Source organism: Xenorhabdus entomophaga (genome assembly GCF_037996725.1).
GTDB lineage: Bacteria > Pseudomonadota > Gammaproteobacteria > Enterobacterales > Enterobacteriaceae > Xenorhabdus > Xenorhabdus khoisanae.
Map to the genome: position 1 here is coordinate 1 of NZ_JBBMXH010000086.1, position 21,097 is coordinate 21,097.

A 21,097-nucleotide genomic window follows, 5' to 3' on the forward strand; every position below is an offset into this window, starting at 1 on the left:
CGATATGTGAAGCAGCATCACGCCCCTCAATGCGTTTTGTCCAGCCGAGAACGGAGACGCAACAGGCGATGAGAGCACTGCATCGTGTCAGAGAATCACTCATCAAAGATAAGGTAAAGACCACTAACCAAATGCACGCTTTTTTGCTGGAGTTTGGTATCAGTCTGCCAAAAGGCGAGGCGGTCATTAAACGGTTATCTCTGGTTCTGGCAGAACACGACGTGCCCGATTATCTGAGCCGTTTGCTGATGAAATTACATGCCCATTACCTTTATCTTGTCGAGCAAATAACCACGTTGGAATTAGAATTAAAACAGTCCATCAAAGCGGACGATGCGACTCAACGCATGATGACAATACCGGGGGTGGGACCCATTACCGCCAGCCTACTTTCATCCCAGCTTGGTGACGGAAAACAATTTTCATGCAGCCGGGATTTTGCTGCTTCGATGGGGCTTGTTCCCCGACAATACAGTACAGGGGGAAAACCGACTCTGCTGGGTATCAGCAAACGCGGCAACAAAAATTTGCGCCGATTGCTGGTTCAATGCGCCCGGGCGTTTATGATGCGGCTTGAGCATCAGCATGGGAGACTTGCCGAGTGGGTTCAGGCACAACTGAGCAAGAAACATTCGAATGTGGTTGCCTGTGCACTGGCTAATAAGCTGGCACGAATAGCCTGGGCAATCACGACTCGGCAAAATGAGTATCAGGCCTAATAGAGGCTGGCTGATTCAATAACTTGATGATTAAACAGTGAAATACACGTTACCTATCTGGTTTTGCGAAGACTGATTATTGATGACATGAACGGCCAATCGGCCTGATGAATAACCTAAGAAGCAAAATGGCTCATTGAAGCCGGGGAGTTTTTAAGGTTCATCAGGCGCAGAACTCATCGTGGCGCGGGTATCCATACTCATAGAGACGCCGGATAGATTTAAGCAAGCCAACCATACATCAAAATGAGTGTTGCAAAAACGGGGAAGACCATAGATTTACTTCGCCGCTCAACGCTGATCCTTACAGGCAATGGACCATTGATAACAGTTAAATACCTTATCGGTTGGGTTGAACGAGGTCAAATTTTTGTTCGATGAGAAGGTGAGAAAGGACTTACTATTATTTTCTTGATGAAAATAATTTTTCCTTTGCTCATACCCTTAATAGGCTGGTGAGATATCCAGAACCATTTCTCTACTACATTTAATACACGCTTACCCTTAGCAATCAGCAGGTTGGTTTCATGTTTTCAACAGATTTATGAGACTCACATATATGCCGCGCCCATAACTTCTTCTGGTAAAAATTCTTTATCTGTGGTCAGCAGCCCCCAGAGCATTCTGGCGTTTTTATTGGCCAGCGCCACTGCAGCCACATTTTTATTCCTGCGCTCCAGAAGCCTGCCGAGCCAACTTTCTGACGCCAGCCGGTCTTTTCTGGCAACGAGAACGTAACCCGCCCCGTGTATCAGTAGCGTCCTGATGTAGGGATCACCTCGCTTGCTGATCCGCCCCAGCGTATTTTTACCCCCGCTGGAATGTTGTTTTGGCATCAGACCCAGCCATGCAGCAAGCTGCCGACCGTTCTTGAAACCTGAGTCATCCCCAACGGTTCCAACAATAGCTGTTGCGGTCAGGACGCCGATGCCGGGAACTGTAGCCAGCTTCTGGCACAGGTCGTCGTGTTTGAAATGGTCGTTGATGGCAATGTCCATCACTTCAATATGTTCGCTCAGTTGTTTCACGTTTTCATAGAGTGAAGAGAGCAGCAGCCGGAACGGCATAGGCAACCCATTTTCGGCTTCTTCCAGAAGGGCTGGAATATGGCGATGTACAGCCGCAGAACCTTGTGGAAGCACAATGCCGAATTCAGCAAGTAACCCTCTCAACTGATTGATTTGCGCCGTTCTGGCTTTAACAAACCCTGCCCGCGCACGATGAAACGAAAGTAACGCCTGCTGCTCTGGTGTTTTTATGCTGACAAATCGCATGGTTGGGCGCGTCACAGCCTCACAGATTGCTTCGGCATCTGCCATATCATTTTTGTTAGTCCTCACGTAAGGCTTAACAAACTGTGGGGGCATTAGCTTCACATTATGGCTCTGAGCGATGAGAACCCGCGCCCAGCGCAAGATTCCATACCGATGAGACAGGGACTCATATTGGCGAAGAATGTCGCCATCTGAGAGCGTTTTATCCGCTTTTTGAGTTTGCACTTCCCGTGTTCGTCGACACCGTGGATCTGGAGCACATTTTTTGCGAGGTCAATGCCAATCGTTATAACAGCCATATCGCGCCTCCATTGGTAGGATTATCAACAATATCTTACCGTTGCTTCATGGGAGGAGCGACCATTCCATTATAATGGTTCTAATCGGAACCAAAATTTTAGTTTTACTCCAGACCCGCACAGCCGTACTGAATGATGATTTGCAAACCCATAAATAGAAATATTTCAATTTTTGACAGAAACAATCGGCGCTACAGTAAAGTTATTCTAAAATAATAATGATCAGAGAAGCTCCACCATTTTATTCATAACTGAAAACCACCTCCTATGGCGGTGGTCAGCAACAGGTTTTGGCTCTGCCTTATTGGCTTTTAGATTTTAAAGTAACAGAAGTAGCAGGGACTTGTTTTTAGGGATTTCGTTAACAAACTCTTTGATCGTACTTCAGCTAGTTTAGCTCCCTTACTTAGAATGAAGATCAGGTTATTCAGGGAACCATTTATGAAAATATACGGTTGTATTGTATTCCCAATAGCTCTTAGAGTGGCTTTGTTTTTTCCTGGCATAAGCGTTAATGCAATAGCGGCTTCATCATGCGGCTCTTCGAATACGACATCCATTTCCGGCAATGAGACAGAACCCTGTAATCTGTCAAGTGGTGAAAATCTTATTGTCATTAAGGGCGCTTCGATTGATGCGCCCAGAGGGAATGAAAATGATTTTGATCATTACGGTCTGAAATACAGTGCAGTTAATGTCGGCGATAACAATAATCTGGCACCAGAAACTTTAGTTGATAGCATTGAGAATAATGGAGTTTTGCAGGGAACCGGTGGAGTCACAGTAACTTACAGTGGTTCTGTTGAAAAGCTACTCAATCACGGAACAATAAGTGGAGTGTCGGGAGCCGTTTGGGTTTCTGGTCAAATAAAAACGTTAAATAATGATGGGTCAATTAATGCCAGTAATGATTCTGACTCATTGAATGCAATACAGATACAACAGCCGAGTGGCCCAAGTAAGGATGGTGAACATGGAAGTATAGAGACTATCCTAAATCAAAAGGAAGGATCGATTGATGGGATAACGATTGTAGCTTCAAAACTTGGGACTCTCGATAATTATGGAAAACTGTTTCAGTCAAATAATTCTAGGGGCGCAACGTTTGATATTGAATTGGGCAGTGATGCCGACACTTTCAATAATTACGGAACAGTGATAGGTCCCAATCACGGCATTCTGATTCAAGGTGGAGGATACCTCGAAAATCTGAATAATTACTCCGGGAGTAAAGGCATCACGGCTGACCAGAACGCAGTTCAGGTCATTGGGCAAGGCATGGCTCTTCTGGATGCTAATCCCCGCATCAGGTCATCCAAAATTAAACAGATTACCAATGCGTCCCTGCTATATGGAAAGCAGAATGGGATCTATATCGACGATAAAGGTGTTGTTGATACCATCACGAATTTGGATGGGAGCGTAATAAAGGGAGACCAATTCTCTATCAATAATAAGGGCACCATTACTAACGATATTCATAATTCAGGCGCAATTGACGGCAATGTAGAGCTTGGCAGTACCCGCCTTTATATGTCTGGTCCAAATGCAACCCTGAAGGGCAATGTGTCCGGGGCGAAAAATTCCATTGTCACCATAGGGGGAAAAGGTGCTACGACGGGAAATCTGGATCTTACTTATACCCACGATATGAATATTGGCACGGTCAATATATTATCCGGCAACACGTTACGTCTGGGTGACGGACATAAAACGGGCAGCATCACCAGTAACGTGGATAATGCAGGGAGCCTTTATTTCAACCGGAACGATACAGTTACCTATAACCACATTATTAGTGGAGCAGGCTCAGTTCACCAAGTGGGTAATGGCACAACCATTTTGACAGATGCGAATACCTATACCGGTGAGACAATAATCGAATCGGGTACTTTGCAACTTGGTGATAAAGGAACGGCTGGAAGCATTGATAATACTTCCAAAGTGACAATCGGGCAGGGCGGTATACTGGCCTTCGACCGAACAAATCCCACCTTCTTGGCCGCTGATATTGAAGGCATCGGCGCCCTTCTCCAACAGGGTACCGGTGATTTAACCCTGACCGGCAATGTGACCATGGGTAAACCACTCACAGTGACATCAGGTAAACTGCGATTTGGTGATGGCAACACTATTGGCAAACTCTCGCTCGCCGGAATCGACAACAAAGGTGCGGTTATCGTTGCCGGTGCGGATGGCAGCGTGGTGACACTCGATGGAGTGATGAGCGGGACAGGCATTCTGGAGATCACTGGCGGCAAAGCTATCATAACCAGTGACAGCACCTACTCGGGCCTGACTACCATTGGCAATGGCACAACGTTACAACTCGGTAATGGTAGAACGACCGGAAATCTTACCAAAAGTGACATATTAAACAAAGGCACTCTGGCGCTTAATCTGAGTGGGACAACCAATTTTGATAGTGTGATTTCCGGAAGTGGTCATATCGAGAAAATGGGCGCTGGCGTAACGAGGCTAGGTTCGGATTCCTCGGCTTTTACAGGATCAACGCGTGTTGGAAGGGGGACGCTTGTCGTTGACGGCCATCTAGGCACAACAACCTCGACTTTCAATGTTAAAAATGGGGGGACTGTTAATGGTACTGGCATCATTGACGGTACGACAACGATCGAAAGCGGCGGTCACCTTACAGGCAATCAAGGCGATACTCTGACATTTAACAAAGATCTTATTCTCAGCAGCGGTGCAAATGTGGATATTTCGCTTGGGGCAGAGGATACATCCGCGTCGACATTATTTGATGTTCAGGGCAATCTGACACTGGCAGGAACGCTTAATATCACGGATCTTGGTGGGTTAGCAGCGGGGGAATACGATATATTCCACTATGGCGGCACCTTAACAAATAACGGAATGACGCTCACTGGCGGAGTACCTGACTCACTCTCTCTTGGTACAAATAGAAACCATGAAGTCCATCTCATCAGTACTGGCGGTATGCTCCTGAACTATTGGGATGGTGGTGATACCCGTAAACACAACAATAATACCATTGATGGTGGTAATGGTATTTGGCAGGTCGGTGGAAATGATAACTGGACGTCAAAAACAGGAGATCCCAATGCCAGTTGGAAAGGTGCTGACCAGTTTGCCATTTTCTCAGGAACCGCAGGCACTGTGCAGGTAGATAACAGCGGTGGCAATGTCACTGTCAATGGTATGCAGTTTAGCACCGATGGTTATAAAATCACCGGCGCCGCTCTGGCTTTAGAAAATGATAAAACAGGCAGCGCCAAAATTCGTGTTGGAACGGGTAATAAGTCAACAGCTGGCAGGGTTGCCACGATTGAGTCAATCCTGACTGGTCCGGCTACACTTGAGACCACGGATTACGGTACGTTGGTTTTGACAGGTGAAAATGACTACATTGGCGGCACGAAAATAACGCGGGGTGTCCTCCAGATAGGTGACGGCGGCACCAAGGGCAGTGTCTCCGGTGATGTGGTCACAGGCAGTCAAGGGACGCTGGCTTTTGACCGCTCGGATGCCGTGACGTTTGGCGGCAATATTACCGGCGAGGGCAGGCTGGCCCAAAACGGTGACGGCACGCTGGTGCTCACCGGCACGAATGCCCATTCGGGCGGCACGGTAATCCGTCAGGGCACTTTGCAGATTGGTGACGGGCATGACAGCGGAACCCTTACCGGATTGGTGGAAAGTGGAGCAGGAACGAAACTGGTTTTCAACCGTGCCGATCAAGTGACATTTTCCGGTTCCCTAAAAGGGCAAGGGCAAATGGTGCAGGCTGGTAACGGTATGATCCTTCTGACAGGCGCTAACAATTATACAGGTACGACAGAAGTACAGAAGGGAACGCTTCGCCAAGGAGTGGAAGGGGCTTTCAGTGCAGCTTCGTCCTATACAATCGGACAGTATGGCACGCTTGATATGGGCGGATTTAATACGGCAATTTCCGCTTTGAATAACAGGGGTACAGTCTTGGCTGGCGGAGATAACAAATCCGTAGGGCGTACACTGACGATTGCGGGTAACTATAGCGGCAATAATGGTATGGTGAGTTTATCGACCGTGTTGGAAGGAGATACCTCAAAGACTGACAGACTTGTGGTGAACGGCAGCACATCCGGTACAACTCATCTCGTGATCAAAAATGTCGGTGGAGCGGGTGCGCCGACGAATGAAGGCATCAAGGTTGTTGATGTGAAAGGCACGTCGGTCGGAACTTTCAGTTTGGCTGGTGACTATAGTTATAAGGGAGAGCCAGCCGTTGTGGCCGGTGCTTATGCTTACCGTCTTTATAAGAATGGTCTTGATAATGCGGATGGAAACTGGTATCTGCGTTCGTCACTGACCAGTCCAAAACCCAACCCGGAACCGAAACCGTCTCGGCTCTATCATGCTGGCGTTAGCGTTTACGAGGCTTATGGCCGGGTTTTACAGACCCTGAATATGCCTGAGTCCTTACATGACCGGATTGATGGGCGTAAGGGCAGCAGGCTACGTGGCGATGGTTTTAGAGCCGCTGCTGACGGGGGTAGCGTAGACGATAACACAAACCCGTTGCCCAATGGCGCATGGGGACGGATGACAACCTCTTACGGCAAATTATCGCCACGTGTCACTACATCTGGAGCTGGCGATATCACCTATAACATGGCCCGTGCTCAAGTCGGCATAGACAGACGTTTTTATGAAAATGACCACGGCTCAGTGGGTGGTGGTGGTTTCCTGCAATATTCGAATATTAGTGCAAACGTAGGCTCCGGGCATGGTGAAGGTAAAATCAGTGCAAATGGTTACACGATAGGTGCGACAAGTACATGGTACAGCAATAATGGGTTTTATTTGGATGGATTAACTCAACTTACCTACTTTGAAAATGACCTGAATTCAAAGACGGCCAGTCGGCAACTGGGGAATAATAAGTCCGCTCTGGGATATGCGTTGAGTCTGGAAACAGGACAAAGATTTGACTTGAGTCAAAAATGGTCACTGACCCCGCAGGCGCAGCTCATGTTCTCTTCCATAGATATGAATGACTTCCATGACACATTTGGAACCAAAGTCCGCTTTGATCAAAGCAGGAATATGAAATGGCGTATGGGTGCAACGATAGACTACAGCCAAAAGTGGAGAGATGATCAGGGCAAGAATGAAAAAGCCACTAATATTTACGGCCTTTTCAACATCCGCCAGGAAATTTTGGGGCGTAATGACGCGGTTGATGTTGAAAATGTTGCTTTCCACGGAGGAAATGACCGAACTTGGGCTGAGACAGGTGTCGGGGGTTCCTACAATTGGAATGATGGAAATTCTTTCATCTATGGTCAGACTTCAGTCAACACCAGTCTGAATAATTTTGCAGACAGCTATGAACTGAGTGCAAAAATTGGTTTAAAGGTGACATGGTGATTAAGTAAGTACCACAGGAATTAACAGAAAACCGTGGGAATGATACCCTTCATATCCCACGGTGAGAACTCTCGGCGGTTTTTTCTGATTGCCAAATGGATATTTATTCGTTGTGGTCGTCGTGGTAGTGAGACCACCCGACCAGACAGATAAATAAGTTATTGTATTCGATTCTGTAATCTGTGCCATTATGTTTAATGCCATTATCCTCAAAGGCGGCACAATAGGTTCTTCCCAGAGTTGGGTTCCCAGAACTTGGCGTTATTATACTTTCAGCCCAGGTATTATCAAGACGGCTGCTTTCTGGGCAATCAACATTGCATATGAGCTTTCCGTCGGGTCCTGTGTACCAAAATGAATGGGTATTGCTATAGGGAGAATCATCTCCATCGTTCTGTTTTTTCCAAGTGGCGTAAATATTTCCAGTGACGTTATCTTGTATCGTCACTGTATAATCATCCCCGGCTAACGTCTGCAAGAAATACGAAACATACCAACCACTTTTGATACCCGGAAAAGAAAGTGTTTTCGTCGCCATTGTAATACCTCTCTATTGTTGTCCCATGGTATATTTTATGCTTCCAACATTACACAATGGACGTTTATGTGGTAGTGGTGTAAGGCCACGCTGTCACGCAGAGAACTAATTGATCGTATTCCATTATGTTTTTGTTAAACTCAAAGGCTGCATAATAGCTCTTTCCCAGAATTGGCCCCCCCGAACTTGGTATGATAATACTTTCAGCCCAGGTATTATCAATATAATCAGTGTTTGAACTAATAACTAATGTACATTCTCCATCTAATCCTACGTATTGAGATATACCGCCCCCCCGAAGATTTATATAGGGGTCGATATTATCGTAATCGTGACCATCTTTGAGTGTAAAAATAAATTTACAACCAGGTTTAGGTAGACTCTGATATAAATACGAAATGGTCCAACCATTTTTTATATCTGGAAGATAAAGTGTTTTTATTGCCATTATTAATATCTCCTTAATATTTTCCAAAAGTATGTTTTATGCTGCCGACAAGATTATTGGCTGTAACCGTTATAGTGCCATATCCTCCCTTCTGACCTTGCAGGTTTATTTTAAATTGCCCGTATTCATCTGTAATCATTGATTGTATCGTATCGGGATTTGAAGCAATCTCAGACACATTACTCATGTTTATGGCTGGATCTATTTTATAAGAGAGGGGCGTGTTTTTCATTTGTTCAGATGTTTGTTTATCGTGAATCTGGATTGTCAGTATTTCGTATTCGTCACCGATTGGCTGATATCCGGTTATTATTAGTGTTGCTTCAAGAGAGGGTTGCGGAGGATCTGTCTTTTTCGGCGGCTCTGTCTTTTGAATTGTGACATGGGTACTTTCAGATTTAGCTTCATTCCCTAGCAAGTCAGTGATGGTATAGTAAATATCATAACTTCCGAGAGGAATAGCAGAAAAAGGTATGGTTATTTGATACGTTGGATCATCAATATTTTTATCTGTGATAAAAAATGGTATTGATGATAGATATGGCGTCAGATGAACAATGATTTTATATCCAACACGAATTTTTTCATGCCTTTTTATTATGACGACCAGTTCATCTTGGCTTAGTGCCGATTCATCAATAATATCATTGCTGCTTTGTGGTAAAGTAAGAGGAACAAGGATGGCGTTCAATATTGTGTTCTTTATAGACATGCTATCACCTTTCTCAAACAATTATCTTCATGGAGACGACTGCCAAAAAGCAGTAACTATGAGCAGTCACATATTTTGATTAAGATTCTACTCTAACGAGTCTCCTTCCCCGGGTGCTACTGTACCGAAGCTCCTGGTGAAAATTTTCGATTTCTGGTTCTGGGCAAGACGGCTGTAGTCCATCGTGAGGACTGCTACATCATAACCCTCTGCTGAGTCATATCCCATCAGTTTATCGGGCGTGATGGTGGGAGCCTTATAATAGCCATTTGTTATGTCTGTCGATTGCACAGTGTGATTTTCAACCACAACAATCGGTAAAGGACGTGCTTTTTCTGGGTGGATATCGACATAGTGTGAGATATAGGCTTTAATCGTGATCTTGTCACCTGCGGCGATGGTGTGATCTGGATTATTGATATCGGATGACAGCCAAACCTCAAGCCCTTTTGTACCGATGCTGTTGATATTGACTGGATTATATATACCAATATAGTGACCGTACTGATCATATACCTCTGGAGCAACCAGAGTCCGGTTTTTGTCATTGGGACCAGGACCATTAATACCGCCGTTATCATAATTGATGTAATTCAACTTGGATCTCACTGGCATACCTGTTTGGTCAAGCGCAACATAGCAAAGATGATTATCACCCGAATACAGGTCGCTGTAAGCGGCCTTAAATTTATAATATCCGTCTTCTTCACCTGTTATTTGCCCGGCGAACAGTTCTGTCTTAAAAATATCTCCTTTATCGTCCGTCACAAACCCGATGATAAAATCACCAATTCGGGCTGTCTTGTAGCTCGGAACCATGACCGTAAACGCGTCCGCTTGATCCGGCCTTGTTAAAGTAGAAGAAAAGAGTGTTTCTTCAATGCCCGGTGGCTCCAGGCTGCTGGATACATTAGTCGGAACGGTCGTAATAAACATGGTTTGTTTTTGATTGTATTCCTCATCATGGAATATCGTATCAAGCTCAACGAACCCACGGGTCTGCTGAGTGGCATATATTTTTAGGTTTACAGCTGCCTTTGATGTTTTTTGTATCAGGTAATAATAATACTGGTTTTCCTTATCAATTTTATAAGGGGAAATTTCATCCGAGCCTTCTGTGAATATTCGCAGTGGGGCTGTTGTACGAAGCGGAATATCATAGTTTGAAATTGCCCCCCCTCCCTGCTTTAACATCGGATTGATTGATGCTGAAATGAATGGGTTGGTTCTACTTGGCGGTTGCCCCGTTAATTCAACAGGCTTAGCGTCATACAAATAAGCCGCTGCTCCTCTCAGTACACAAGTATCGGGATTCAGATCGGGGTTATCGACAGCGTAATAAGTTACTTCCTTGCTAGGGTTTCCCGTCGTATTTGCGGTAAACTTGATTTTGTAATTATCGCCGCTTTCGTCGGCCTGGAATATCAGTTGCTGGGAAAGTAACCCCTTAATAGCTACTGCGGGGAATGCCTTTATTAGTGTTATACCCGGTGAATGAAAAGCGACACTGATTTTTACATTTGTATCATCGTTTTCACCAGAAATCGAAATAACCACACTGAAGGGTTGTCCTTTGATAATATTGTTACCATCTGTAGGAAATGTCGTTATTTTTCCAGCCATTATATTATCCTTTCAAAGTATAAAGTTTATTCTTAACTTGAAATCACATTCTGTGGGTGTGTTCAATAGCAGATTTTAACTCTGTTTCGAAAGTAACATATTGATAAAAGGTGACAGTCAATAGTAGTCACTATTGACTGTCACCCATGCAGGTTAGTGAGGTTCGACTGTACCAAAGCTTCTGGTGAAAATTTTCGATTTTTGTTTCTGGGCAAGACGACTGTATTCTATCGTGAGCACTCCCACGTCATAACCCTCTGCTCTGTCATACCCTATCAGTTTATCGGACGTGATGGTAACTTTATAATAGCCATTTATTATGTCTGTCGATTGCACAGTTATAGCTATCACAATTGGTAAAGGACGTACTGGTGAGATAGTATCGACGCAGTGTGAGATATAGGCTTTAATCGTGATCTTGTCACCTGCGGCGATGGTATGATCTGGATTAGTGTGATCGGATGGTAACCAAACCTCAAGCCCTTTTGTACCGATACTGTAGATATTAATTGGGTCGAATTTGCCAATATATTGACCGTACTGGTCATATACTTCTGGGGCAACCAGAGTCCGGTGTCCATCAAAGGGACTTGGACCGTTAATGCCGCCATTATCATAATATATGTAACTAAGCTTAGATCTTACTGGCATACCTGTTTGGTCAAGCGTAACATAGCTGATATGATTATCACCCGAATACAGGTCGCTGTAATCGGCTTTAAACCTATAAGATCCGCTTTCTTCAACTGTTAGCTGCCCAACAAAGAGTTCTTTCTTAAAAATGTCTTTTTTATCGTCTGTCACAAACCCGATGATAAAATCGCCGATTTTGGCTCCCTCGTAGCTCGGAACCATGAACGTAAAATCATCCACTTGTTGCTCCGGCCTTGTTAAAGTAGAAGAAAAATATGTTTCTTCAATGTTTGGTGGCTCAAAGCTGTCGGATACATCAGTCGGAGCAGTCGTAATAAATATGATTTGCCTTTGATTGTATTTCTCATCATTGAATAGCGTATCAAGAGTAACGAACTTATGGACATTCTGAGTAGCATATATTTTTAGATTCACCGCTGCGCTTGATATTTTCTGAATCAGGTAGTAATAAAACTGGTTATCCCGATCAATATCATAAGGATAGATTTCAACCATGTCCTCTGTGAATATTCGCAGTGGGGCTGTTGTACGAAGCGGAATATCATAGTTTGAAATTGCCCCTCCTCCCTGCTTTAACATCGGATTGATTGATGCTGAAACAAATGGGTTGTCCTTCCCTGGGGCGGGACCCGTTAATTCAACAGGCTTAGCGTCATATAAATAAGTCGTTGCTCCTCTCAGTACGCAAGTATCGGGATTCAGGTCTGGGTTATCGACAGGGTGATAGGTTGCCTGCCCTTTCGGTTTACTCGCCGAATTTGCGGTAAATTTGATTTCGTGATCAGTACTGCTTTCATCGGCCTGAAATATCAGTTGTTGGGAGAATATTTGCCTATTAACTGAGCGGGGGAATGTCTTGATTAATTTAACACCGGGCGGGAGAGCAGCACTGACCTCCACAGTACTTTGAATATTATTTTCACCACTTATTGAAACAACCACACTGAAGGGTTGCCCTTTGATAATGTTACCGCTTGGGGGATCTATCGTGATTTTTCCAGCCATTATATTACCCTTTCAAAATATAAAGTTTATTCTTCACTGAAAACCACATTTTGTGGGTGTGATCGACAGCAGGTATTGACTCTTTATCGAAAAATAACAGAAATGACAGCATTTATATTTAGAGCTGACTTTATAGTGAAGTTGACCACTGCCTTCTTGGAGGGCTATTTTTACTAGTGTTTGCAGGTTAGACTACATTCAAACAAATAAAAGTCAATATGCAGAATATAAAAAACATCATTATATTATCCAAGCCATAAATATTACACCTGTAAAAGCATCACATTTAGAGATAATTAAATTTAATTATATGCAAATATTATTTCATTAATCATTTCCTAAATATTTTCTCTGGAAAAATTTACATTTACTGATAATTAGGTCATATATTGAATAGTTAGTTGATGTGATATGCTTTTAACTTTTTTAGGTGAAGTATGGCTAAAGTTGATGTTTATTGTCGTTATTATCTCAAATCAGAAAAAGTGAGAGACCATAAAAATCTGTGGGGCACAGTGTTAAATTGGCGATAGAACGAACAGTCAAGTGCACTTATTAAGTCTGATACTTCACCATGAAAACCTATGTCGTGAAAGTCGCTCTTCAGGGGATCAGTCCTATGGTCTGGCGCCGATTCAGATTATCAGGCGGGACTTCTTTAGCCACTTTTCACTATATCATTCAGATCGCGCAGGGATGGCAGGATGACCACCTGCATCAATTCCGTATTTATGGCAAAAATTACGGAATTTCCTACTCTGGTGGGATTGGTTTTCCGGATAATTGTAGCACAGCGCCGGAAAGTATCATGTGACGGAATACCGCCTCTGAGCGGAAGAAATGAACCCAGCCAATCCTTTTTTAGCTGGCCGTACTGTTCAATATCGGTCCAGGCGTTAGCCCCGGCAATGACAGCGCATACCGCGATCACTAAGATATCAATAAAACGGTGTTTAACCTTTCCCTGACAACGTGGATCTGGAAAATCAGAAAAGACCTCCACTAATTCTTTCATCTGCACTCCTCTAAAAATGAAGGAATTATCCACTAAATATTTTCATGCGTAACCCCTGCATCAGGTGTCCTCCGAGAATTCAATTTCGAAGTGCGGCGCTATTTTCTTATTCTTTAATTTCTAAAGGCATTTTATATTTAATTCCGGTTAACTCTGACAAATCCACATCGTTTCCTGTCGTGTGAAAGATTGCTTTCCGTCTTTGACTAAATAGATGCTGGCAATGCACACACATATCATTCATATTGTTCGGGTTTTTAATGGCTTTTAATGTCCTGACAGCATATTTACCACACCGGCATCTGACGACATAAATCGAATTATTTTTTCCGCCATTCCGTTGAGACAAAGGGCGGATACCTAACACGGTAAAAAAGCCATATTCATAGCCTTGAACCTGTCTCAGTATGTTGATTAAATTAGGTTCCCTTTTACTTAAGCGTAAATCATATGTCGTTTTATAAGGAATAAAGTAGTCAGCGTGTTTTTTATTCTTCCTGCCCTTACCCTTTTCATTGGTATCACTCATCACTTCTTTTAATCCATTTCGCAGCACATTAAAGGTGTTCTAATTTAACTATTTTCATTATTAATTCAATAACGAAAAAACTAACCTTAACAGTTAAGTTAAATCAGCCAAATCGATTTTTCTCATTGTGATACATTAAAAATGATGAAAACACAGATTCCACAAATACGCAGAATATGGACATGACCTGAAATTTTATCGGATTATTGAAATAAGACATCTGACCAAATGAAATTTTTGACTAACTGTTTTGACGCACTATTTATTTCCATTAAAATAGTAGCGAAGCCTCAACGGTTGCAACCCTTGAGGCCTCTATATTGATTATATATCGCCTATTACCCTAAAAAGGATCCGATATAAACATGAAAGTATAACACTTTATATATAAGGCATATTGGCAAGGATGTCATTAAATAATTTACTTTTTTGTGATATATATCATGAACGCTGCGTTACTGAGGTGAATATAAAACCTAAACTTAGAAGAGTTTGGATTAAAACATTAACGCGACAATATTAGTTATTTTAATAATCGAAACAATTATCAATAGATTAAATAAAGGAAAATATCAAATTCAAATTAGGGGACAGAATCCTATCCCTTAATTCTTAAGTACTTAATTTGACTACTTTCCTTTGGACAACACTTTCTGCATCACCATTTGCCCGAACATGCCAGCGGATTGCCTGACCTGCCCCACGCCCTGACTCATCATGCCGGCCACATCACCCATGCGTACCCCTGCCCACGCTATTGCGGCGTCGATTGACCATTCCCCATCGCCTGCAACGCTGTCGGTTTTTCATCCGCCGGATTGACCCAGATAAATTCATCCTGCCCACTGACTGGGTGGACGGCATACGGATTGCTCAATGCGCTTTGGCTTTCCGGTACAGACAAAGGTGTTGAATTTAACCGCTCAGTGAGTAAATCAATTTGTGCCAGCAAACTTTGCTGCTCATCCTGCAACGTGTGCTGACGCTGTTCATCTTCCTGCCGAATAGTCGCAACCGCCGCATCGATTTGGTCGGCAACATCAAGGTGCTGGTGCTTTAACTGGTCATTTTCTTTCAGGATATCGGTATTCTGCTGGCTTAGGCGTTTCTGCTCTGCCCGCACTTTATTCAGTGCCCCTATCAGGGTACGCAGGGTATCTTCCGGCGTATCGCCACCTACCCCCAGCGCCTGTAACTCCTCCGGTGACAGTGTGGCCAATACATTATTCGACGTCGTGCTGGGCGCGGCACCTTCCGTTGAACTGCAACTTTTGATGCCAATAAACCCGCCGATGAGCAATACCGTCGGCACCAGTATTTTCACCAACGCATTGGACTTAACCTCCATGACGGCCTCCTGGTTTCACCGATGCCGGCTCAGGGATAAAGGCATTATCCAGCGGTACTTTGGTGACGAGGTACAATACCGTTGTATCCTCCGGTGACCCCGTTTCACCCAGCCAACGATGCTGGAACGTAGCAGCCACAAACTGCCCCTGTAATCCTCGCGGGTCGAGGGGGATAGTGCGTTTAGCCGTATTGCGCAGTTTCAGCGCGATGATCGTGTGATGGTGTAATCGCCAGCCTGCCAGCGGCATAATCGCAATCGGCTCTGACGGGTAGAGTGTGGTGATAGACAGAGGCAAATGCAGATTCACGGGCTGGATGCCTGCCACCGGCTCGACGGTACGCAACGGGGCATAGAGCTGCTGCGCGGCATAACGGGTTAAGGCGACCGGAACGGGCGCTGATAATTCGACTTTGCTCTGACGCTGTAATTCTTCTTTTGACGCAGTTTGTTTTTCATCCAAATAAATAATTCGTACTGGCTCTGTTGGCCCCGCTTTGGCAGCCGTAATGTCCAGTAAAATGATTTCACCATTTTCGCTGTCCTGCAATTGCAGGCGGGTTGGCGGGAAGGTACTGTTGGCTTTCAGGTAAATCGCCCCGCCCGCGCTCTGTACCCGCAATGTATCGCGAAGCGCTGGCGGAAAACCGATACGGACATTCCGGTCAGCAAAAATAATCCGCTCCTGACCGACCTTGAGCGCAATGGATAACGGAATGCGTTCCCATTTCATTAATTCATCGGCCTTTGCGCTGGTATTGAACAACAAGAGACTGGCCAGTCCTAACCAAACACCACGGCAACCAAATGGCACTCTGTTCATTGAAACACGCCCTTTTTCTCTTCTGCCGATTGCTGTATCGCTTCCAGCCGCTGTGGCATTCCGTCGTAACAATCCAGTGCCAGCCCGAAGGGATTACGCTCGGCATCGCCCTCCCAGCGCACCACTTTCAGCGGATAACGTACCAGTGCCCGTTTAACTGGTTCGGCGTGATAATATTCATCGGCCACCAAATCCAGCCGGACTACCCAGTTATCCCGGTCATGCACTGTCACACTGCGCGTCCCATAGCCCCGGCCGGGAATTTCATATACCACCCGCACCCGGTCAAGCAGCTCGCCACTGTCAGCACGGGTTTTGGCATCTTCACGCAAAAAATCCTGACAGGCAGGCGTCAGATAAGGTGATAAAGCGTAAATTTTCGCCGGATAGTCCTGTGCGCCATTTTTCGGCCAGGCATTCAGTTGCTGGAAAATATAAAAGGCAAAGCTATAGACGCTGGGTGTCGGCACTTCCCACCACGGGCGCGTGCTGCCGGTGCGTAAGTCCGGCGGATTATGGATGGTGAGATTGCGTGGTGAAGCCATCCAGCCACTCAGGCTCAGCAACAATACCAACACCAGAATGCCGCACGCCACTCGCAGGGTCAGAATATGCTGATCCCGGTTTTTCACCGCATGACGAAACCGGCTCATCGCAGTCTCCTGCTGCGGCGCAGTGACCAGCCCCGGGCGGCAATAATCAGTGTCGGATCACCCAGCCCCAACCGGCGTTTTTTCTCCGCCAGTTTCAGCCAGATATAATTCTCCGGCTTGCCACGTTTAACATGCGCAAGCCAGCGCCCGCCAAAGCTGATCAGTAACAAGGGCATGACCAACATGCCGGTCGGGATCATGACCCAACCGGCTAATGGGATCAGGGGAATGCTGGCTGCCAGTCCGAGCACGATCCCGGCCAGTGCGGCCAGTCCCATCTCAGGGGTGGTGAACCCGCGAAACACCACCGGTTCGGCGTTTAAACGGTCAGGTAAGAAAGCGATTGTCTGCATGGTGGCTGCCTTAAAAAATAATGCTGGCCGACTTCGACAGCAGCCAAATCACGGCAACCAACAGCACCACGCCGACCACGACGATGGCGCCAAACTGGGTCCAGGTCGATTTGCCATCCCGCACTTCGGAAAAGGTTTCGACGGCGGCCGAGGCGACTTTAAAGAACGCCACCGCCGACAGGATCAACCCGCCAATCACAATGCCATCCTGTGCGTACCCTTTCGCCTGTCCCAGCAATCCGCCCCCGCCGCCACTTTTCGGCGGTTCGATAGCGGGCAAATCCGCCCAGGCGGATCTACAGGAAAGCCCGAATAACAGCATGAACACACTGACCCGTGTCATCAGGTTTGTGCTGATACGCTGGCAGACGGTAAAAATTTGCTTCATATTGACTCTGTTCCTTTTCATTATGTTCGCTGCATTAACTGGCAAACATCCAGACAACCATGACCAGCAATACTGTGGTTCGAAGGGCAAACTGTTTGAGGGTCTGATTACGCACTTTTTCATTCGCCCAGCCATTCCAGACATCCACTGCGGCCCAGGCCGCCCAGAAAAACACCGTGGCTAAGAAAAACCCGACACACACCAGATACAGAAAAGTGATATCAAAATGCCCCGAGGCCACTTCAAAAGCATTGCGTTGTGCCTGCGTCATTGCGAATTTTCCTGGCTGTAATGGCCGGATAACGCGCCAGATCCCTGGGGCTGGTCGCGGGAAGGCGTGAGATAGTGATCGATACCCGCTTTGATGGTGCTGAGATCAGCCTGGATGCGCTGATAATCAAAGTCATAACGAGGAAGTTTTGACGTATCCGATTGCTTTCCTGCGATGCTGGCACGCTCCAGTGCTATCTGCACCTGCTCAATCAGACGCTTTGCACTTGCCAGTTCGTCTTTTTCGGCCGCATGAGCCAGTGGTATACACAACACAGCCAGCCCCAGCAGGCAGACAGAACAGGATATCGAAAAACCACCGCGCATAAATACTCACCTTATGATGGATTCCAAAATGCCAAGGATGCGGCGTTTTTTAGCGGCGGTCAGTAATAAACTCTTTATGCTTTGGTGAAAATTAGCTAAATAGTCTGACTAATTTATTTGATTAACGGTTTAATAATAAAGGAAGACACATGCTGCGGATTGATTTAAACGTCCCCGACGATGAATACGAGAAAGTACGGAAGCTGGGCGCGCACTGGGATGCGGCCGCTCAAACCTGGTATATCGACAGCAGTTTTGACCCGACCCCGTTTATGAACTGGCTGCCGTTCTACAATGTCCATGCCGAATCCTGGTATCTCGCCCAAACCCGGACGCCGTGCCCGCACTGCCATGAACACACCACCGTCACGGCGTTTATGTTACCTGCCGGCCACCAGCTACTGGAAGCGGATAACGGCGATGAACCCGGCACGGAAGTGGACTACTCTGAGCAGGACAGCCCGGCATTTCTGTTCTATATCGCCGATATTCCCACTATGGTGCGTAGCGTGCTGCCCGGTTTTCATCACACGCTGCGCAAAGCGGTCAGCCAACGGCTGCGCAGGCAGCACTGGATAAACCATTGCGAACACTGTGGCGCACAGCAGGATGATACCGACATGTTTGCGGAAGTTGGTGGGGCATTTTTCCCGGCTTCCAAAGAGCAAGCGGCGGCGATTCAGCTTCACCGTATTGATCAGCCCTTTGTGGGGTATTGTGAAGATATTTCTCATCATCACTACCATTTCGATCCGAAGCTGGATACCCGAGCCTGTAAAGCCTGTGACTGGTTTGAATGGATGACGCAGGTGGTTAACTCCTCATCTAGCTATCACCATTAATTTAGGGAAAATGAGCAACGGTGTTTCTGATAGAAAAATGTGATAAATGATAGATACCTACTGCAAACTGACACTCCGCTTAGACAATCTATCTACGAACACAGGCATCATACTTTTGTAGGTATCTTGAGATCTGGCAGAAAGTTGGCCTTAATTCTGAGTTAACTGGACATTATGCTTCTGAAGCTTCAGCCATGATGAAAATGCTACGACCAATTCTGTATGCAGCTTCTTGATACGCATTTGTCTCTTTTAACTCAGGATAAAGCAGTAATTCTGAAGTGATAACAGGGGCACCACAATAATCAAAAATGCCATGATCAACCTGTGTTTTCATGGCTTCCCAAAAACCATGTTTTAAATAAGCCTCTCTACTGGCTGCACCAATAGCAACCAAATGTACCGGAAGGTGCTGAAGTTTTTTTTCCAGTCTTCCATCAGGAAGTTCATTATAAGCCCAACCATGACAAAACACACGATCGATCCACCCCTTAAGTAAAGCAGGCATTGTCCACCAATAGACGGGATAGACCAAGACAAGCGCATCAGCCAAAGCAATTCGTGATTGCTCAGCAATAACATCAGCCGGAGGTAAACTTTCTTTGTAAAAAGCCGCAATATCTGATCCAGTAAATCTCGGATCAAATCCTTCTTTCGCAAGATCGGCAATTTCGGCACTATTTTCGGAATTTGATTGCGTGACGCCATCGGCAATATATTGTGCCACATGACCACTGAGAGAGTCAGGAATAGGGTGTGAGATAACGATAAGAGCGTGCACCAAATGTCTCCTTCTTGATAATGATAAAAGACAAGCGTAACCTATATACCAAGAATAGGTTACCATTAGTAAGTTACCTTTGGTATATAAACATGTCAAGCAACAAAACCCATTCAAAACTGATGACTTCACAACCTCGTGTTCGTCTCACAAGAGAAGAACGTTATCAGCAGCTAACCGACATTGCCTGGAAGATCATTCGGGAAGAGGGAACAGAGGCCCTGACTCTGGGCAGACTGGCTGAGAAAGCCAACGTGACAAAACCGGTTGTTTATGACCATTTTGGTACACGGTCTGGCCTATTAGCAGCGCTGTACACCGAATTCGATAACCGCCAGACGATAATCATGGACACAGCAATTCAACAAAGCGAACCCATTCTGGAAAAAAAAGCCGCTGTTATTGCATCCTCTTATATCAATTGTGTACTTCTTCAGGGCCGTGAAATACCCAGTATTATTGCCGCTTTAGCAGGCTCACCTGAACTCGAAAAAATCAAACGCGAATATGTCCGGATTTTCGTAGAAAAATGCAGGATAACACTGATGCCATACACCAAAGGCGAAAAAATTACCGCAGCGCGTCTCTGGGCAATGTTGGGAGCGGCTGAAGCTTTATCTTATGCAGCCGCTAATGGCGATATCACTGCAAGTGAGGCGGAAACCGAACTTTTTTCAGCCATTATTGCAATGGTTAAAAGAAGTCTTTAAATACCAGACTGACGCGCCGCTACGCGGCTTGTCTGCTGACGATGGAACACAAAACAAAAACCCGTTTTGCATTCCATCGCCCAGCTCAGTCGAGTAGCGAGCACGTATTACTACGCACCCGCCCTCTAAGAACCGTACGAGCGACTTTCACCGCATACGGCTCAAGCCTTTATAAACCTGCTCAGCAGGCCAGCATGTTGACCGAAGATTCGCGCTCATGTACCTCATGATGGCAAGAAGGATGGAGTAATACTCTGTTTCCGATGACATCTCTGCCACCCCGATGGCGAGGCACCCGATTGTGTTCCTGCCAGCCTGTTTCTTGAGTGATTGGCATTTTACATAACGCACAACGTCCCTGTTGTTCGCGATAAAGAACGAATATTTGC

At 45.5% G+C, this 21,097-nt stretch carries 20 protein-coding genes and 2 pseudogenes; 5 read left to right on the top strand and 17 right to left on the bottom strand.

The window, feature by feature from the left end; genetic code table 11:
• Positions 1-719 (top strand): IS110 family RNA-guided transposase (locus tag AAC854_RS16340; RefSeq protein WP_340618046.1); only part of this gene is annotated, 719 nt, incomplete at its 5' end.
• Positions 720-1,270: 551 nt separating this feature from the next.
• On the opposite strand, the pseudogene AAC854_RS16345 reads toward AAC854_RS16340, so the two are convergent.
• Positions 1,271-2,292: pseudogene (locus AAC854_RS16345) on the bottom strand (IS110 family RNA-guided transposase).
• Positions 2,293-2,733: 441 nt separating this feature from the next.
• On the opposite strand from AAC854_RS16345, the gene AAC854_RS16350 reads away from it, so the two are divergent.
• Positions 2,734-7,689, top strand: a complete 4,956-nt coding sequence (locus tag AAC854_RS16350; RefSeq protein ID WP_340618047.1) for an autotransporter outer membrane beta-barrel domain-containing protein — start codon at positions 2,734-2,736, stop codon at positions 7,687-7,689.
• A gap of 103 nt (positions 7,690-7,792) precedes the next feature.
• Here the strand turns inward: AAC854_RS16350 and AAC854_RS16355 are convergent, their stop codons facing one another.
• The 5 genes from AAC854_RS16355 to AAC854_RS16375 form a co-directional block, all read right to left on the bottom strand.
• Positions 7,793-8,227 (bottom strand): hypothetical protein, encoded by a 435-nt coding sequence (locus AAC854_RS16355; RefSeq protein ID WP_340618048.1) that lies wholly within the window; start codon positions 8,225-8,227, stop codon positions 7,793-7,795.
• A gap of 64 nt (positions 8,228-8,291) precedes the next feature.
• Positions 8,292-8,675 (bottom strand): hypothetical protein, encoded by a 384-nt coding sequence (locus AAC854_RS16360; RefSeq protein WP_340618049.1) that lies wholly within the window; start codon positions 8,673-8,675, stop codon positions 8,292-8,294.
• A gap of 13 nt (positions 8,676-8,688) precedes the next feature.
• Complete coding sequence (locus tag AAC854_RS16365) at positions 8,689-9,387, bottom strand: hypothetical protein (RefSeq protein WP_340618050.1); 699 nt, start codon at positions 9,385-9,387, stop codon at positions 8,689-8,691.
• Positions 9,388-9,474: 87 nt separating this feature from the next.
• The gene (locus AAC854_RS16370) at positions 9,475-11,010 is read right to left on the bottom strand and encodes a hypothetical protein (protein ID WP_340618051.1); all 1,536 of its coding nucleotides are present in this window, start codon (positions 11,008-11,010) and stop codon (positions 9,475-9,477) included.
• A 153-nt stretch (positions 11,011-11,163) separates the two neighbouring features.
• Complete coding sequence (locus AAC854_RS16375) at positions 11,164-12,669, bottom strand: hypothetical protein (protein WP_340618052.1); 1,506 nt, start codon at positions 12,667-12,669, stop codon at positions 11,164-11,166.
• Positions 12,670-13,288: 619 nt separating this feature from the next.
• On the opposite strand from AAC854_RS16375, the gene AAC854_RS16380 reads away from it, so the two are divergent.
• Positions 13,289-13,483 carry an IS1096 element passenger TnpR family protein gene (locus tag AAC854_RS16380; RefSeq protein ID WP_340618062.1) on the top strand — a complete coding sequence of 65 codons (195 nt, stop codon included), beginning with the start codon at positions 13,289-13,291 and terminating at the stop codon, positions 13,481-13,483.
• A 33-nt stretch (positions 13,484-13,516) separates the two neighbouring features.
• Here the strand turns inward: AAC854_RS16380 and AAC854_RS24345 are convergent.
• From AAC854_RS24345 to AAC854_RS16425, 9 genes and pseudogenes are all read right to left on the bottom strand, one after another.
• A pseudogene (locus AAC854_RS24345) lies at positions 13,517-13,684 on the bottom strand (transposase family protein); the annotation flags it as partial.
• 106 nt (positions 13,685-13,790) lie between these two features.
• A complete protein-coding gene (locus AAC854_RS16390) occupies positions 13,791-14,213 on the bottom strand; it encodes a hypothetical protein (protein ID WP_340618063.1) in 423 nt (140 codons plus the stop codon).
• A 754-nt stretch (positions 14,214-14,967) separates the two neighbouring features.
• Positions 14,968-15,561, bottom strand: a complete 594-nt coding sequence (locus AAC854_RS16395) for a hypothetical protein (RefSeq protein WP_340618053.1) — start codon at positions 15,559-15,561, stop codon at positions 14,968-14,970.
• Positions 15,551-16,384 (bottom strand): TIGR03749 family integrating conjugative element protein, encoded by an 834-nt coding sequence (locus AAC854_RS16400; RefSeq protein WP_340618054.1) that lies wholly within the window; start codon positions 16,382-16,384, stop codon positions 15,551-15,553. Before AAC854_RS16400 ends, AAC854_RS16395 begins: the two co-directional genes overlap by 11 nt.
• On the bottom strand, positions 16,381-17,037 hold the full coding sequence (locus AAC854_RS16405) for a PFL_4703 family integrating conjugative element protein (RefSeq protein WP_340618055.1): 657 nt from the start codon (positions 17,035-17,037) through the stop codon (positions 16,381-16,383). Before AAC854_RS16405 ends, AAC854_RS16400 begins: the two co-directional genes overlap by 4 nt.
• A complete protein-coding gene (locus AAC854_RS16410) occupies positions 17,034-17,390 on the bottom strand; it encodes a TIGR03750 family conjugal transfer protein (protein WP_340618056.1) in 357 nt (118 codons plus the stop codon). The genes AAC854_RS16405 and AAC854_RS16410 overlap by 4 nt, the downstream gene beginning before the upstream one ends.
• 10 nt (positions 17,391-17,400) lie before the next feature.
• Positions 17,401-17,733, bottom strand: a complete 333-nt coding sequence (locus tag AAC854_RS16415; RefSeq protein ID WP_340618064.1) for a TIGR03745 family integrating conjugative element membrane protein — start codon at positions 17,731-17,733, stop codon at positions 17,401-17,403.
• Positions 17,734-17,812: 79 nt separating this feature from the next.
• On the bottom strand, positions 17,813-18,049 hold the full coding sequence (locus tag AAC854_RS16420) for a TIGR03758 family integrating conjugative element protein (protein WP_340618057.1): 237 nt from the start codon (positions 18,047-18,049) through the stop codon (positions 17,813-17,815).
• Positions 18,046-18,375 carry an integrative conjugative element protein, RAQPRD family gene (locus AAC854_RS16425; RefSeq protein WP_340618058.1) on the bottom strand — a complete coding sequence of 110 codons (330 nt, stop codon included), beginning with the start codon at positions 18,373-18,375 and terminating at the stop codon, positions 18,046-18,048. The genes AAC854_RS16420 and AAC854_RS16425 overlap by 4 nt, the downstream gene beginning before the upstream one ends.
• Before the next feature lie 149 nt (positions 18,376-18,524).
• Here AAC854_RS16425 and AAC854_RS16430 point away from each other — a divergent pair, with 149 nt between their 5' ends.
• Complete coding sequence (locus AAC854_RS16430; protein WP_340618059.1) at positions 18,525-19,217, top strand: DUF5710 domain-containing protein; 693 nt, start codon at positions 18,525-18,527, stop codon at positions 19,215-19,217.
• Positions 19,218-19,389: 172 nt separating this feature from the next.
• Here AAC854_RS16430 and AAC854_RS16435 read toward each other — a convergent pair whose 3' ends face one another.
• Positions 19,390-19,998, bottom strand: coding sequence for an NAD(P)H-dependent oxidoreductase (locus AAC854_RS16435; protein ID WP_340618065.1), 609 nt, complete (start codon positions 19,996-19,998; stop codon positions 19,390-19,392).
• 92 nt (positions 19,999-20,090) lie between these two features.
• On the opposite strand from AAC854_RS16435, the gene AAC854_RS16440 reads away from it, so the two are divergent.
• The gene (locus AAC854_RS16440) at positions 20,091-20,708 is read left to right on the top strand and encodes a TetR/AcrR family transcriptional regulator (RefSeq protein ID WP_340618060.1); all 618 of its coding nucleotides are present in this window, start codon (positions 20,091-20,093) and stop codon (positions 20,706-20,708) included.
• Between the two features lie 181 nt (positions 20,709-20,889).
• Here the strand turns inward: AAC854_RS16440 and AAC854_RS16445 are convergent.
• Positions 20,890-21,097, bottom strand: a 208-nt coding sequence (locus AAC854_RS16445; protein ID WP_340618061.1) for an HNH endonuclease, incomplete at its 5' end; no start/stop codon positions are given.

Coding starts and splice junctions, on each gene's coding strand:
- AAC854_RS16440 (WP_340618060.1), top strand. CDS start 20,091: ATGTCAAGCAACAAAACCCATTCAAAACTGATGACTTCACAACCTCGT.
- AAC854_RS16370 (WP_340618051.1), bottom strand. CDS start 11,010: ATGGCTGGAAAAATAACGACATTTCCTACAGATGGTAACAATATTATC.
- AAC854_RS16390 (WP_340618063.1), bottom strand. CDS start 14,213: ATGAGTGATACCAATGAAAAGGGTAAGGGCAGGAAGAATAAAAAACAC.
- AAC854_RS16360 (WP_340618049.1), bottom strand. CDS start 8,675: ATGGCAATAAAAACACTTTATCTTCCAGATATAAAAAATGGTTGGACC.
- AAC854_RS16355 (WP_340618048.1), bottom strand. CDS start 8,227: ATGGCGACGAAAACACTTTCTTTTCCGGGTATCAAAAGTGGTTGGTAT.
- AAC854_RS16430 (WP_340618059.1), top strand. CDS start 18,525: ATGCTGCGGATTGATTTAAACGTCCCCGACGATGAATACGAGAAAGTA.
- AAC854_RS16350 (WP_340618047.1), top strand. CDS start 2,734: ATGAAAATATACGGTTGTATTGTATTCCCAATAGCTCTTAGAGTGGCT.
- AAC854_RS16415 (WP_340618064.1), bottom strand. CDS start 17,733: ATGACACGGGTCAGTGTGTTCATGCTGTTATTCGGGCTTTCCTGTAGA.
- AAC854_RS16405 (WP_340618055.1), bottom strand. CDS start 17,037: ATGAGCCGGTTTCGTCATGCGGTGAAAAACCGGGATCAGCATATTCTG.
- AAC854_RS16420 (WP_340618057.1), bottom strand. CDS start 18,049: ATGACGCAGGCACAACGCAATGCTTTTGAAGTGGCCTCGGGGCATTTT.
- AAC854_RS16365 (WP_340618050.1), bottom strand. CDS start 9,387: ATGTCTATAAAGAACACAATATTGAACGCCATCCTTGTTCCTCTTACT.
- AAC854_RS16380 (WP_340618062.1), top strand. CDS start 13,289: ATGGTCTGGCGCCGATTCAGATTATCAGGCGGGACTTCTTTAGCCACT.
- AAC854_RS16410 (WP_340618056.1), bottom strand. CDS start 17,390: ATGCAGACAATCGCTTTCTTACCTGACCGTTTAAACGCCGAACCGGTG.
- AAC854_RS16375 (WP_340618052.1), bottom strand. CDS start 12,669: ATGGCTGGAAAAATCACGATAGATCCCCCAAGCGGTAACATTATCAAA.
- AAC854_RS16425 (WP_340618058.1), bottom strand. CDS start 18,375: ATGCGCGGTGGTTTTTCGATATCCTGTTCTGTCTGCCTGCTGGGGCTG.
- AAC854_RS16400 (WP_340618054.1), bottom strand. CDS start 16,384: ATGAACAGAGTGCCATTTGGTTGCCGTGGTGTTTGGTTAGGACTGGCC.
- AAC854_RS16395 (WP_340618053.1), bottom strand. CDS start 15,561: ATGGAGGTTAAGTCCAATGCGTTGGTGAAAATACTGGTGCCGACGGTA.